This is a genomic window from Moorena sp. SIO4A5 (assembly GCF_010672005.1).
Lineage (GTDB): Bacteria > Cyanobacteriota > Cyanobacteriia > Cyanobacteriales > Coleofasciculaceae > Moorena.
This window is the reverse complement of record NZ_JAAHHZ010000157.1, coordinates 1-12,932: the sequence shown is the minus strand read 5'-3', so window position 1 is coordinate 12,932 and position 12,932 is coordinate 1. Positions and strand designations below refer to the sequence as shown.

The 12,932-nt window shown below is 44.3% G+C and carries 16 protein-coding genes; 8 read left to right on the top strand and 8 right to left on the bottom strand.

Going from position 1 to position 12,932, the window contains the following annotated elements:
- Positions 1 to 254 precede the first annotated feature (254 nt).
- The 3 genes from radC to msrB all read left to right on the top strand — a co-directional run bounded on the left by radC (position 255) and on the right by msrB (position 1,900).
- Complete coding sequence (gene radC, locus F6K57_RS29825; RefSeq protein WP_070394266.1) at positions 255 to 986, top strand: DNA repair protein RadC; 732 nt, start codon at positions 255 to 257, stop codon at positions 984 to 986.
- A 26-nt stretch (positions 987 to 1,012) separates the two neighbouring features.
- Positions 1,013 to 1,135, top strand: a complete 123-nt coding sequence (locus F6K57_RS29820; RefSeq protein ID WP_293071843.1) for a hypothetical protein — start codon at positions 1,013 to 1,015, stop codon at positions 1,133 to 1,135.
- 366 nt (positions 1,136 to 1,501) lie between these two features.
- On the top strand, positions 1,502 to 1,900 hold the full coding sequence (gene msrB / locus F6K57_RS29815) for a peptide-methionine (R)-S-oxide reductase MsrB (RefSeq protein WP_293030700.1): 399 nt from the start codon (positions 1,502 to 1,504) through the stop codon (positions 1,898 to 1,900).
- A gap of 34 nt (positions 1,901 to 1,934) precedes the next feature.
- Here the strand turns inward: msrB and F6K57_RS29810 are convergent, their stop codons facing one another.
- The gene (locus F6K57_RS29810; protein ID WP_293071842.1) at positions 1,935 to 2,819 is read right to left on the bottom strand and encodes a UTP--glucose-1-phosphate uridylyltransferase; all 885 of its coding nucleotides are present in this window, start codon (positions 2,817 to 2,819) and stop codon (positions 1,935 to 1,937) included.
- Positions 2,806 to 3,858, bottom strand: coding sequence for a GHMP kinase (locus tag F6K57_RS29805; protein WP_293029605.1), 1,053 nt, complete (start codon positions 3,856 to 3,858; stop codon positions 2,806 to 2,808). Before F6K57_RS29805 ends, F6K57_RS29810 begins: the two co-directional genes overlap by 14 nt.
- 510 nt (positions 3,859 to 4,368) lie before the next feature.
- On the opposite strand from F6K57_RS29805, the gene F6K57_RS29800 reads away from it, so the two are divergent.
- On the top strand, positions 4,369 to 4,869 hold the full coding sequence (locus tag F6K57_RS29800; RefSeq protein WP_293071841.1) for a peptidoglycan-binding protein: 501 nt from the start codon (positions 4,369 to 4,371) through the stop codon (positions 4,867 to 4,869).
- A 234-nt stretch (positions 4,870 to 5,103) separates the two neighbouring features.
- Here the strand turns inward: F6K57_RS29800 and F6K57_RS29795 are convergent, their stop codons facing one another.
- On the bottom strand, positions 5,104 to 5,262 hold the full coding sequence (locus F6K57_RS29795; RefSeq protein WP_293029592.1) for a hypothetical protein: 159 nt from the start codon (positions 5,260 to 5,262) through the stop codon (positions 5,104 to 5,106).
- Between the two features lie 113 nt (positions 5,263 to 5,375).
- On the opposite strand from F6K57_RS29795, the gene F6K57_RS29790 reads away from it, so the two are divergent.
- Entirely contained in the window at positions 5,376 to 5,840 is a 465-nt protein-coding gene (locus tag F6K57_RS29790; protein ID WP_071105518.1) for a DUF4079 domain-containing protein, read from the top strand.
- Positions 5,841 to 6,089: 249 nt separating this feature from the next.
- Here F6K57_RS29790 and F6K57_RS29785 read toward each other — a convergent pair whose 3' ends face one another.
- Positions 6,090 to 6,797 (bottom strand): DUF1997 domain-containing protein, encoded by a 708-nt coding sequence (locus F6K57_RS29785; protein ID WP_293071840.1) that lies wholly within the window; start codon positions 6,795 to 6,797, stop codon positions 6,090 to 6,092.
- Positions 6,798 to 7,271: 474 nt separating this feature from the next.
- Here F6K57_RS29785 and F6K57_RS29780 point away from each other — a divergent pair, with 474 nt between their 5' ends.
- Positions 7,272 to 7,931: an NAD(P)H-binding protein gene (locus F6K57_RS29780; protein ID WP_293071839.1), complete on the top strand. Its 660-nt coding sequence runs from the start codon at positions 7,272 to 7,274 to the stop codon at positions 7,929 to 7,931.
- A gap of 100 nt (positions 7,932 to 8,031) precedes the next feature.
- Positions 8,032 to 8,757 (top strand): glycoside hydrolase family protein, encoded by a 726-nt coding sequence (locus F6K57_RS29775; protein WP_293071838.1) that lies wholly within the window; start codon positions 8,032 to 8,034, stop codon positions 8,755 to 8,757.
- 116 nt (positions 8,758 to 8,873) lie between these two features.
- Here F6K57_RS29775 and F6K57_RS29770 read toward each other — a convergent pair whose 3' ends face one another.
- Complete coding sequence (locus F6K57_RS29770) at positions 8,874 to 9,059, bottom strand: hypothetical protein (RefSeq protein ID WP_293071837.1); 186 nt, start codon at positions 9,057 to 9,059, stop codon at positions 8,874 to 8,876.
- A gap of 248 nt (positions 9,060 to 9,307) precedes the next feature.
- Complete coding sequence (locus tag F6K57_RS29765; protein WP_293044114.1) at positions 9,308 to 9,454, bottom strand: hypothetical protein; 147 nt, start codon at positions 9,452 to 9,454, stop codon at positions 9,308 to 9,310.
- Positions 9,455 to 9,811: 357 nt separating this feature from the next.
- On the opposite strand from F6K57_RS29765, the gene F6K57_RS29760 reads away from it, so the two are divergent.
- Positions 9,812 to 10,984, top strand: coding sequence for a VCBS repeat-containing protein (locus F6K57_RS29760; protein ID WP_293071836.1), 1,173 nt, complete (start codon positions 9,812 to 9,814; stop codon positions 10,982 to 10,984).
- Between the two features lie 283 nt (positions 10,985 to 11,267).
- Here F6K57_RS29760 and F6K57_RS29755 read toward each other — a convergent pair whose 3' ends face one another.
- Positions 11,268 to 11,519 (bottom strand): hypothetical protein, encoded by a 252-nt coding sequence (locus tag F6K57_RS29755; RefSeq protein WP_293071835.1) that lies wholly within the window; start codon positions 11,517 to 11,519, stop codon positions 11,268 to 11,270.
- Between the two features lie 144 nt (positions 11,520 to 11,663).
- On the bottom strand, positions 11,664 to 12,902 hold the full coding sequence (locus F6K57_RS29750) for an HhoA/HhoB/HtrA family serine endopeptidase (protein WP_293071844.1): 1,239 nt from the start codon (positions 12,900 to 12,902) through the stop codon (positions 11,664 to 11,666).
- Positions 12,903 to 12,932 lie beyond the last annotated feature (30 nt).

Genomic DNA, 12,932 nt, shown 5'->3' with positions numbered 1-12,932 from the left:
CCCCATCTCCCCATCTCCCCATCTCCCCATCTCCCCATCTCCCCATCTCCCCATCTCCCCATCTCCCCATCTCCCCATCTCCCCATCTCCCCATCTCCCCATCTCCCCATCTCCCCATCTCCCCATCCTCCCATCGCCCATCTCCCCATCTCGATTATTGGGATAATCAGGATATTGCCAATCGAATCTAGCTTTCTTAGCTCAAAACGGGATAACTAAAAATAAATCCCTTCAGTCTTGGTCAGTGTACATCTATGACATATTGTCTGAGAATTGCTGATATTCCCATCAGTGAACGTCCTCGTGAGCGATTAGTTGCTCTAGGAGCTAAAAATCTGGCGACAGCGGAACTGCTAGCAATTCTTTTAGGTACAGGTCAAGGCAAAGGAAAGCTTTCTGCCATGGGTTTGGGACAGTTGATTTTACAGGAACTTGCCAAAGACCAACGAGACCCAATGGCTGTGTTGCGGAATATTAAAGCTCAAGAATTGACCCAAATTCATGGTGTTGGACTAGCGAAAGCCACAACGATTTTAGCAGCAGTGGAGCTGGGAAAACGGGCATTTCTGTCTCGACCAACAGAAGGTGTAATCATTGATAGTCCAGCCTCAGCAGCAGCATCTTTGAGTCATGACTTAATGTGGCAAAATCATGAAAGATTTGCTGTCTTGCTACTGGATGTTAAGAATCATTTGTTAGGTACTCAGATTATTACTGTTGGTACCGCAACAGAAACCATTGCTAATCCCCGGGATATTTTCCGAGAAGTGCTGCGTCAGGGAGCAACACAGGTAATTGTGGCTCACAATCATCCCACTGGCAGTGTTGACCCAAGTTTTCAAGATATTACTCTAACGGAACGGTTATTACAGGTAGGTCAACTCTTATGTATTCCGGTATTGGATCACTTGATTGTTGGCAATGGTAATTACCAGAGCATACGACAAGTAACCAAACTGTGGGATGAGTATCCCCAGGAAGATTGATACGAGTTGGATTCAAAGATAGTAGATTGGTTGAATGGGGAGATAGGGAGATGGGGAGATGGGGAGATGGGGAGATGGGGAGATGGGGAGATGGGGAGATTGGGGGAAAAGAAAGTTATATAGCAGTCGCCAGGGCAGTTAGGACATGACAAAAGTCTCAAACCTAAGTCTAGGAAGAGTTTAACTTCTGACTTCTGACTTCTGACTTCTGACTTCTGTTATACCTTTGACCGCAACTTACTATGACGTTTAGCGGTGGTAGACACGGAAGGGTTATCTCACCATTCATCTCATGGGCTAATAATTACCTTTGAATTATTACCCGTCATCAAACCCTGGCCATCTTCCCAAACGCCCCAAACTTCCCACACGCCCTAAAATACCCATCTCTTGTGTGCCAGAAAATGTTAAGTTAAGTATCAAAACGTGTCTTTTTTTTACAAAAGACCAGATCACCCTATTGGTGATCTCTCACCTCCCACGTATCAACAAAAAACTATTACAAGGATTCAGCCATGGTTAGTAAAGTCCAAAAGACTGAAGCACAGTGGAAAGAGCAGCTAACACCGGAACAGTATAAAGTCACCAGACAGAAGGGAACGGAAAGAGCCTTCACTGGAGAATACTGGAACAATAAGGAGAAGGGTATCTACAAATGTATCTGTTGCGGCACAGAGCTATTTAACTCCGATACCAAATATGATTCTGGGACAGGTTGGCCCAGTTTTTACGCACCTATCAAAGAAGAGAATGTAAAGGAGGAACCTGATAACAGCCTATTTATGCGCAGGACAGAAGTTTTGTGCTCTGTCTGTGACGCTCACCTAGGTCACGTGTTTAGCGATGGACCACCACCAACAGGCTTACGCTACTGTATGAATTCTGCTTCCCTTAGTTTCGAGAAACAGGATTAAAAAAACAGGATTAATCAGATCAAGTCACCTAAGTTTAATTGGGAAAATCAATTATGGTCTGTCGATAAAACTGGGGCATTCCGGTATCAAAATACTTGCCTTTAACTAGATAACCGGTTATGCCCTCTTCTTGTCGCAATTTATCAAGACAGGATGTGAGCTGAAATTCACCTTTTTCACGGATATTGTGGTTGATGTGGTCTTCAAGATAGTCAAAAATTTTCGGCTTAAGTACATACATACCAAATACCGCTAAAAACTGATCCTCCGCCATTCCTTCCATATGGAGATAGGCTCGCGCATACTCAAGAGTAGGCTTTTCATAAAGCTCTGTCACACGCAACTGTGATTCTGACTCTTCCCAAATCCCAGTCACACAACCGGCTTTATGAATAATCTCTCCTGGCATTACGGTCAAGGCAACAACGCTCTGATCAACCTGGTTATAAACTTTTAGAACTTGACTAGCACAGGAATTTTCATGGTCAGAAGTGTAAACATGATCCCCCAGCAACAATAGAAAAGGCTGATCGTTTACCCATTCTTTGGCACAGAATACAGCATGACCATAGCCTTCTTGCTCCTCTTGAATCAGAAAGGTAATTCTCTGGCCTAAATCCTGTAAATATTGGCTGTATGCTTGGTTTTCTGGAGAGAGTTTCTCGAAGAGTTCGGGTTTGGGGGGGGACTTAAACAATTCTTCAAAATGTTTGCGATCGCTTTTTTGCACCACAATCCCCACTTCTTCTATCCCAGCACTGACCGCTTCTTCCACAATCGCCATAATCACTGGTTTCGCCCTACCATCCCGGTCAATAATCGGAAATAACTCTTTTTTTACCACTTTGGTTGCTGGAAACAAACGGGTTCCAAAACCCGCTGCGGGAATTACAGCTTTGCGAACGTTATTGGTCTGCATAAATCGTTAACGCCAAAGATTCCATTTGGGGAAAATCACGCTCAATAATTTTAATTAACTTTTGTTGAGTTTCCTTGTCTTTAACAATAAATTGTGCACTGCCATCCCCTTGAGAGCCAACTCCCTTTCCCCCTAGGATATAAGGTTGAATTGGTTCATAATTCAGGATTTGGTGCAGCACTCCAGCAGTTAATTGCTCAGGGCAAGCAGGGATAAGATAGCGGTCGAATTCAGCTTGTGCCTGGTTCATCAAGGCACCAATCCGTTCAGCATCACCCCTTTCCAGAGCCTCAACTGCCTCCTGAGTAATTTTAGAACTGATTGGACCAAGATAGTGCTGAACATTCTGTTGTATTTCGTTAGTGGCGAATGGATAGCACTGATTCAGTTTACCGAGTATTTCCTGGGTATTTTTACTGGCACCGAGGTCTACAATTACAAAAAATAGATTCCGAGGTACCTTGAGTTCAGTAATATCGGTGTGATCACCATCAAACATCATCATGATTGGTCGATTGCCATAAGCACAGGCGAAATCCATCCGACCACATTGGGAAGGGGTGGTGGTTTCCCCTAGATAGGCTAACTCCATTTCCTCTTGGAGGCTCATGTTTAAGTCATACAGGAGATTGAAGCTGCGGGCAACTAGGACGGAAATTGCGGCACTTGAGGATAGCCCTTTCTTGATCGGTAAGTCAGTGCGGTAATTATCGATTTCAATTCCACCGACAGGATAGCGACAGAGACACTGGTAGGCAACCCCAGCAGCATAACTAAAAAAACCGCCTTTTTTAGCAACAGCGAGCAGAGCACTCCTTTCCATTGGTACACTAATAGAAACGGTGGGTTTACCCACCCTCAGGGAAGTACGAATAATCAGCTCGGTCGGATGAGATAAGACCAGAGCATAAATTCCCTGATTGGTTCCGGTGATTAAGGTGTAGCCCTTTTCCAGCTGGGGATTTAGGCAGCGATAGCCTCCTGCCCAATCACTATGTTCCCCAAATAGACAAAGGCGACCTGGGACAAACAGTTTCATTACTGAGTTAAATGCAAACGCAGTCTTGATTGGAATACAATACAGCCGGTGATTGCAGTAGGAGCTTCCGAGAGGCTACAGTGTATTTTAATGAGCTGCAAAGCACTATATAAAGAACTATAGTATGACATTGCCATCAGAGGGATTGCATTCAAAGACGGCAAGATACCATCAGACGGGTAAACTCTCGATAGAGGGTCCTACCGATCAATGCTACTTGGTATTAACTATAAATTTTGAAACCTCTATGTGGGTATATATAAATAAACGTAAAGTGGGGTAACTACATGGAACGTTTTATGTTAGCTACTGCATGCAAGCCTTGGCTGTGCATCCCTAAAGTCAACAATCACTAGTCAACACTTAACACTATACATAGTTACCCAGTGATTCAAATCACGCTTTACTGGCAGAAGGTTAACAACTTATTAAAACTTAAATCACCCCTGCTCAACCTCAGATATTTGATTATGAAGAATGCCAGGAAAAATTTCATCAGGGAAATCTAGCATGACAGCTTTGATTAATTTGGAAACCTCCCAGACCAGTGCTTGTGTCACTGCTTGGCTCAGAAAGCACACTCTTTATCTAGGGTTCATTGGTCTTTATGTGGTAGAATTACAAAGTATCTTGGCTCACCGGGGATATTACTTTGGTCCATTAGATGGTATCTTTGACACAGAGATTGAATATGCTGTGCAAGGCTACCAGCAAAAGGTATTTCTCAGAGCAACTGGTGTTGTAGACCAAAAGACCTGGCAAGCTCTTCTGAGTGGTACTCCCATCAATATGCCAATTATACATCCTGGTAGTTTTGGTGAGGCTGTCAAAACAGTCCAAGAAGTACTTTGGATTAGTGACTACTATACCGCTGAGATTGATGGCATCTTCGCTTCCCTGACACTCGAAGCAGTGCAACGCTTCCAACTCGACAGGGGTTTGCTAGGCAATGGTGTAGTTAGTGAACACACCTGGAACGCCTTGAGCGAGATGCCTCGCTATGTCTATTAGGCTAGTCTATTAGGCTATGTTTATTAGTGCTTTAGTCCTCTCGTAAAACATTGATACCAAGTTGCGATCAATGTTGCGATCAATCAAAGATATTATCCTTTGAACTGGTGAGGGAGTGAGCAGGTGAGCAGGGACTAGATTATAAAGGCAACTTGGTATGCTGACGGGGTGTTCAGGGGTGCGCTTGGGGGAGATGGGCAGCAAGAAATACGGATATGAACGCCAAACTGTAAGCTAACTGGGGTAAGCTAACAGTTCTGTTCCTGTATCTTTCCCCGGAATTGATTTAGGCATCAGTGGCAAGACGCGATCGCTTACCAAACCCATGCAATGGCAACTACCATGCAATGGCAACATTTCTACATCCTTAACAATCCCCAAATTCAGCGACAAGGAGCATAGCTATAGTACCATATTGTTTAACTGAGTTATTAGCACATTAGACTTGATAACGGCAATTATGTTATGTTAATTTTCATGAAGCTCCTGAAAATTGACATAACATTATGAACCTGCCAGAGTCTGTTAAATTTTGGTCTCAATTCTTCCACCCCTTACTGATGTGGGTGCTCCTAGCGGCAGCCTTCTATGCTCTTTATCTGGGCTTGAAAATCCAAAAGACTAGAACGGCGGAAGGTGACGAAAAGAAAGCGCTAGTTAAGGGTCAATATAATGTTAAGCACCATCTTGTGGGTTCAGCGTTGCTAGCCATGATGGTACTCGGTACAATCGGAGGTATGGCAGTAACCTACATTAACAATGGCAAGTTGTTTTTTGGACCCCATTTGCTGGCTGGTTTAGGCATGACCGGAATTATTGCTACCTCTGCCTCTCTAACACCATTAATGCAGAAAGGTCAAACTTGGGCTCGCTATAGTCACATCGTCCTCAATGTTGCACTCTTGGGACTATTCAGCTGGCAAGCCATCACCGGCATGCAAATTGTGCAGAAGATTCTTAGCAATCCGTAGATGATTTAATTTACCTAGGGGTGTGGTCTTGGTAAGCATTCAGCTATCAGCCGTCAGCCGTCAGCTTATTTTATTCAAAAGCAAAATTAGTAGCCTAAGCTATGGGCATAAACTGTTCGGTGTAGCGTGGCCACAGACCTTTAGCTGTTCACGTAGCACCTCAAGTAGCCCATAAGCTGATAGCTGATAGCTGACGGCTGAATGCTTACTGGTATTGTACCCCCCCTAGAGTAAATATTACTGTAGATTTTACCGCTGTGATTGGTTCGGTATAGGTAGACCATTACTGCTATGGAAGTCTTGCTGTACCTTGTGGGTTAAACGCCGGGAAACTTGACGCACAACTTGCTGCAAGATTCCGTTGCCTGTGCGTTGAATCAAGGACTGAGGGAGTTTCTGAATTGCCTTGGGAAACCACATGTAAACAATCAGGTCAAGATGCCACTCCACGCGGGTTATCGCTGATGGTATGGACTCCGATTCCAGCTGATGGTCTTGAAAATACTCCCTTGCTGGTACTTCTACTAAGGTCTGAGATGCCTGGAAATCAAGCTCATAGCCTGGACTGACGTAATTGGATATGGGAATTGTCCGAATCTGATAGGAATTTTCGTCTTGAGGTAACAATTCCAAACCGATTTTTGGCTCTACCCTATAGCCAAACGCCCCAAAGCTACCAATGGTCAAGATATAGCCATTGTCTGTGAGCAGTTCTACTTTCATAGGATGAGCGCAGCGACAAAACCAATCCTGGTGAGTATTTAGATAGGCACTCACTTGCTCAGCTGAAGCATACATCTCCATACAGTCTTGAAAATGACACTGAAACCGAGTCGGCTCACTACCTGAGTAAGACCCTGATGGAACAATAGGGTCAGTGTTGGCCTTTATAGCAGGAGTATTCAAATCGACCTGTTTTGCCTCAATTGACTGATGGTTAATAAAATGCGATCGCATACCTCATCCTCTTCATTTTATTGCCTTGTGACTAGTTGAGAAACTAGTTGAGAGCCTAGTTGAGAAATGTCCATGGGTCGCTCTTGCTTATCCAGCTCCTCTGGCTGAGTTCATCAGGAGTCGGACAAAAACAAGTTGAGCTATGTAAACAAGTGTAAAGTTTGGGGGACTGATCTAGCTGGGTTTCTGGTGATGCGAGATCAGTTATTAGATCAGTTATTAGATCACTGACTATAGCAGGTTTTAATTAGATCCACCCACAAAGTCTTAGAAAAACACATGACCTATAAACTTATACAACCGAGAGGTTGGGGTTTACGGAAGCTATGCAGCAAGGGAACAGGGGGTTACCCCCACTCGCGCTTTGCATCAAGACAAAATCCAATAATTCTCGATTGAATGGCCTAGTTTAATTTTCACTCAGAATAACTGGTAAACTGGCTAAGCTACTAGGTGAATTGTACGGAAATTGCTATGAAAGCATGTGTAGCTGGAGCAACGGGAGAAACAGGAAAGCGGATTGTACAGGAACTGGTTATGCGTGATATTCCTGTACGGGCTTTAGTGCGAAATTTAGACTACGCTCAAGAAATATTACCACCAGCAGCAGAATTAGTGGTGGGGGATGTGCTCAAACCCAAGAGCATCAGTGCTGCGATCGGAGATAGTACTGTAGTGCTGTGCGCCACTGGTGCTCGCCCTACCTTTGACCCAACCGCACCCTACCTGGTGGATTACGAAGGCACTAAAAATTTAGTAGATGCTGCTAAGCAAAAAGGGGTAGAACACTTTGTATTGGTTTCTTCTCTCTGTGTGTCCCAGTTTTTCCATCCCCTCAACCTATTCTGGCTGATTCTGGTCTGGAAGAAGCAAGCAGAGGAATATATCCAAAAAAGCGGCTTGACCTACACCATTGTGCGACCAGGTGGTCTCAGAAACGAAGACAACTCAGACCCGATTGTGATGTCTGGGGCAGATACTCTATTTGAAGGTAGCATACCTCGCACCAAAGTAGCAGAAGTTTGTGTTGAGGCGCTGTCGGAACCGGAAGCTCGGAATAAAATAGTAGAAGTGGTTAGCTCAGCAGAAGCTCCCGATCAAGGCTGGGAACAGCTATTTGCTGACGTAGGTTGAGGGAGTGTTGAGCGTTCGCTTAGCGTGACGTTCCGTCAATGGCATTTTGTGAACACTATTAAGTTCACAGTATTAACACTAGTAAGGATTATTCAACTGAGTGTCTTCATCACCCCGGCAGAAGTACGGAAAGTTAAGAGGATTTCCAAATACTTCCTATAAATTTACACTCAAAGGCTTATTTTACAATATTTCAGCCTTAGTGATAGTGAGCTTATTATTGGGGATTTATCTCAGACATGTGTTTAATAGATGGGCTTACTACCCGGTTTCGCGATCGCTATCTGATTATCCTACCAGTATTCACGGCACCCCTCCCTTAGTGATGAGGGGGGGAGATCCTTACATTCGCGCCCTAATGCGTACTATCACCGCTAGTGAAGCCAATGACCCCCAACCCTACACGATTATCTATGGGGGTCAACACGTTTCTGATTTAAGGCGTCATCCTGAAATATGTGTTCCCATAGTCGCTGGTCCTAATGTTGGAAAATGTAGCACAGCAGCGGGACGGTATCAGTTCCTTGATTTTACCTGGAAAGAAAAGGCACAACGCTATCACCCCAGACCCTCAGGCTTTTTGTTTTGGAAGCAGTATAGCTTTGAGCCACACTTCCAGGATGCTGTGGTTCACGATTGGCTCAAGGATAGTAGAGCCTGGGGGATGGATATTCCCAAAGAATTGCGGCAAGGAAATTTAGATAAAGTTTTGCGGCGGTTGTCTGGTACTTGGACAAGTCTAGGTTATGGCATAGAAACAAATAGCATGAGTAAGCACTTGCCAAAGGTTTATCAACGGATGCTTGAGGAAGAACTAAAGCAATAATTATGCAGGCTGGAAGGCAGGCAGGCAATTAACAATTTTATAGCATTTTATAGCATTTATTAATTTGGTGAGGTACAAAGTCCTGTTTGTTTTGTACCTCACCTATTTTATACTTGCTATAGTATTTTTATTTGATACCAAGTTGCGGTCAAACGTACAACTTTCTCTTCCGCCAATCTCCCTATCTCCCCATCTCCCCATCTCCCCATATTCCCCTCCTGGGAGGGGTTAGGGGTGGGTCCCCATCTCCCCATCTCCCCATCTCCCCATCTCCCCATCTCCCTATCTCCCCATCTCCCCATCTCCCCATCTCCCTATCTCCCTATCTCCCTATCCAACCAATCTACTCTCTTTGAATGCAACTCGGTATGAGATGTAAACATAGCATTGATAAAAAGAGGTAACAGAGAACAGGGAAAACTAGTAAATAGTTCCGAATATTTTTTGATTTTATTATAAATCATCAAGATTGTTCATGACCTATTTATCCCTGCTAGATATAGATAGCTTATAGCAATTCTACGACTTTTGAGGTACAAATTTCTGGTTTTTAGGGAGTAGGGAGCAGGGAGCAGGGAGCAGGTAAGAGGGAACCCACCCCTAACCCCTCCCAGGAGGGGAAGGGAAGAGGGAAGAGGTAAAAAATAATGTGTACCTCATGAGTCCTAGAAACGCTATATTTATTGAAATATATCATGACATTATATTAGCATTCAAGGGTTTTGAGTGTTGTTTTTCCAAAAGTGAGATGCACCCTATCAAAATTTAAAAGCTATACACAGCAATAATTTTAGGTAATTTAAGTTAACAGTTTAGCAAACAGGACAGAGCCAAAAAGTACCCTTAAGGGTACTGTTGAACCATAACTAAGCCTCCCATCATAGAAACCTGGGGGGGTGACCAAATTATCCTGATCAAAGGATAAAGTCATGAAATATTTAATGGGTAACCTTGTGATGGTGAATCCCTAGTAAACACTGAAAAGCAGACTAGGTAACATTTCCGAATAACTAGTCAAAAGCGACAGATTATTATTTTTGAGTAAAGAAAAATTATGGTAAAAATTCAAGCTGAAAGCTTTCCAAATCTAACGAATTTTGTAATTGAGAATAATAGCGATGCTGAGGGTGGTTCAGTCATCAGGATATCTGAGGATTCTGGTACTGCTACTAGAACCTTTGACCTACCTACTGGTAACTACGAAGTAAGGTTGGGCTACTTTGATGAGACTGATGGGGATAGCACCATAGATATCACTATTGGCGATACCGAATTGCCAACTTTAACTTTCAATAACCCCCCTCCTGGTGCTGGTAATACGCCTAATGCTGATAGTTTTGTCAATCAACAAATTAGCAGTACCGTATTCATCGAGAATGGAGACCTGATCACAATTAACGGTACTTCTGATGGCGGCGAATTGACCCGAATTGACTTCATTGAGTTTAATGAACTTGATGCCCCTTCTGCGGATATTTTCTGGCGTAATTCCGAAACTGGAAACAATCTTGCCTGGATCATGGATGGCACCAACTTGGGTCAGTCAAATTCGATTCAATCGGAACCAGCTGACAGTCCCTGGGAGATGCGTGGTGCTGGAGACTTCGACAGCGATGAGCAAAAGGATATTCTCTGGCGTAATACCGATACCGGAGATGTTGGCTTCTGGTTAATGGAAGGCTTTGAGTTCAAAAGCGGAGCATCTAGCACCCAGGTATCAGACCTCAACTGGGAAATCCGTGGCACGGGAGATTTCGACAGTGATGGAGAAGAAGATATTCTCTGGCGTAATACCGAAACCGGAGAAAATGCGGTTTGGTTGATGAATGGCACGGAGCTGGATCAGGGAGTCTTGATTACCAGGGAGAATGATGGTCAGAATTTGGTAGTACCAGAAGACGGTCTATGGCAAATGGAAGGTGCTGGAGATTTAGATAACGATGGTGACGCGGATATTCTGTGGCGCAATACTCAAAACCAAGATGTCTACTACTGGCGGATGGATGGTACTGAGTATGTAGAGTCAGTGTTCATTGACTCAGCACCAATCAGCGGTGAGTGGGAAATTCGTGGTACTATGGACTTTGACGATAATGGTTTTGACGATGTCCTGTTGCGTAATGGCACTACCGGACAAAATCAGATCTGGCTAATGAATCAAACGGGGCTACAGCAGGCAGTTGCCACCGAGTCCTTAACAGGGGACGAGTGGCAAAGCTATGTTTAACAAAACTCGCGGAATTCCCCACCGTCTTTCACGGTGGGGATGGATAGCGAGACGAGGACTTGTTGCGAATCGTGTTAGAATAAAGTTGGTTGATGACCCGCCTGACTGACTAAAAGGCTACCTTCAAGGTGTAAAAGTACTAGCAGAGCTCAGGGTTTGAAGTTACCGTAAGTAGAGTGGAGCCTTAATCAAACAGTTTTAACCCTTTTATGCATAGCCGACCAACCATAAAGGCTCCACTCTACTAAGGTTTCGTCTCCGGGAAGAGACTTGCCCCGGCTGGTTAGCCATAGAGCTGTAATTCCATGGTAAGTCTGTCGTAAAAGTTATACGTCGATAGAAGGCGGATGTCTGCCTGTGGACGCTGAGTAAGACCAATTCCAGCAGGCGCGCGCCTCTGGTTGAGGCATCGGCGGATGAAGCGGGAAACCTCAAAGACGAATAAGACCGTCCCTGATTTGAGTTGAGAATTGGAAGCCCCAACCTCAGCGTTCGCGTAGCGTGACCAAAGGTCAAGCAGGTTGGGGTACTTCACTATGCCAGTCTGGTTAATTATTCATTAGTGATTCAATAAGCAATTAGCATTCAGCAGACAGCTGAATGCTAATGTGATCCAAAGCCCGATAATTAAAGGGATTAACTGAACTTGATATTAACCGTTTCAACTACTACTTAACTACTACTTACCAGTGGGAAAAGCACCAGGTCGCACAGTCAATTTGGTATCTTGTTGATTGCGGCGCAACTCTAGGATTAAATCACTACCTACTTTGGTTTTAGCCACAGACTTCTGAACTTCTGTTGCATCTTTGACTGGCTGATCATTTATTTTGCGGATCACATCACCCGCACGCAATCCTGCTTTAGCAGCTGGGGAATTAGGTATTACTTTGGCAATCAATACTCCTTTTTCTTCATCAACCATCAACCCAGCATTGGGATTACTGTTGATCTGTTGTTTAACCTCTGGGGTTAAGGTTACCATCTGGATGCCCAAGTAAGGATGTTCTACTTTACCATCAACAATCAGTTGCTCAGCAATTCCTTCCACCGTATTAATGGGAACGGCAAATCCTAACCCTTGAGCACCTCGAATAATAGCTGTGTTCATGCCAATCACTTCACCAGAGGCATTGAGCAGGGGTCCACCGGAGTTACCGGGGTTAATAGCAGCGTCGGTTTGGATAAATTCCACTCGCTTATCGGGAACACCGACTTGAGAGCTAGAACGACCCGTAGCACTAATGATGCCAGTGGTTACAGTACTATCTAAACCAAGGGGATTACCAATTGCGATCGCCCATTCTCCTGGGGTGAGTTGATCGGAATCACCCAGAGCAACGGTAGGTAGGTTTTCCGCCTCAATCTGGATCACGGCTACATCTGTCAAGGGATCGCTTCCCACTACCGTCCCTTTAAATTGGCGACCATCTTTGAGGATTACATTAACACTATCCGCACTATCGACTACATGGGCATTGGTGAGAATATAACCATCGGTATCGATAATGAAACCTGAACCGGTACCCTGTTCAACTCGCTCTTGGGGTACATCGGGAAATGGGAACCTAAAAAATTCCCGGAACATTGGGTTTCTAAAAGTATCTGGGACTCTACTGGTGACGGTTCTAGAAGCGTTAATCCGCACCACTGCTGGTCCAACTTGTTCTACCACATTGGTGATAAAGTTGGGATTTTGAGTCACCACAGGTTTACTGCCTGGAAGCCTAGCTGTTTTGTTCTGAGGGACAATTGCTTGAGGGGATGTGGATTCGGGAACAGAGTTACGTAATGCTACATAACCGCCGGAAAAGCCTAACCCTGCTCCCAGTAACAACAGTGATACATAAGTTCCTGCTTTTTTTAAGGGATTACGGGTGGTGTGATTAGATTTGGGGGTTTGATGGTCTACTAGCATAAGATTCTGTTGACAAAAGGGTAGATCGAC

What these genes read in the sequence shown, in the direction of transcription:
- F6K57_RS29750 (WP_293071844.1), bottom strand. Translation starts at nt 12,902, where the DNA reads ATGCTAGTAGACCATCAAACCCCCAAATCTAATCACACCACCCGTAAT.
- F6K57_RS29770 (WP_293071837.1), bottom strand. Translation starts at nt 9,059, where the DNA reads ATGGGGAGATGGGGAGATAGGGAGATGGGGAGATGGGGAGATGGGGAG.
- F6K57_RS29810 (WP_293071842.1), bottom strand. Translation starts at nt 2,819, where the DNA reads ATGCAGACCAATAACGTTCGCAAAGCTGTAATTCCCGCAGCGGGTTTT.
- msrB (WP_293030700.1), top strand. Translation starts at nt 1,502, where the DNA reads ATGGTTAGTAAAGTCCAAAAGACTGAAGCACAGTGGAAAGAGCAGCTA.
- F6K57_RS29800 (WP_293071841.1), top strand. Translation starts at nt 4,369, where the DNA reads ATGACAGCTTTGATTAATTTGGAAACCTCCCAGACCAGTGCTTGTGTC.
- F6K57_RS29760 (WP_293071836.1), top strand. Translation starts at nt 9,812, where the DNA reads ATGGTAAAAATTCAAGCTGAAAGCTTTCCAAATCTAACGAATTTTGTA.
- F6K57_RS29785 (WP_293071840.1), bottom strand. Translation starts at nt 6,797, where the DNA reads ATGCGATCGCATTTTATTAACCATCAGTCAATTGAGGCAAAACAGGTC.
- F6K57_RS29765 (WP_293044114.1), bottom strand. Translation starts at nt 9,454, where the DNA reads ATGATATATTTCAATAAATATAGCGTTTCTAGGACTCATGAGGTACAC.
- F6K57_RS29780 (WP_293071839.1), top strand. Translation starts at nt 7,272, where the DNA reads ATGAAAGCATGTGTAGCTGGAGCAACGGGAGAAACAGGAAAGCGGATT.
- F6K57_RS29805 (WP_293029605.1), bottom strand. Translation starts at nt 3,858, where the DNA reads ATGAAACTGTTTGTCCCAGGTCGCCTTTGTCTATTTGGGGAACATAGT.
- radC (WP_070394266.1), top strand. Translation starts at nt 255, where the DNA reads ATGACATATTGTCTGAGAATTGCTGATATTCCCATCAGTGAACGTCCT.
- F6K57_RS29790 (WP_071105518.1), top strand. Translation starts at nt 5,376, where the DNA reads ATGAACCTGCCAGAGTCTGTTAAATTTTGGTCTCAATTCTTCCACCCC.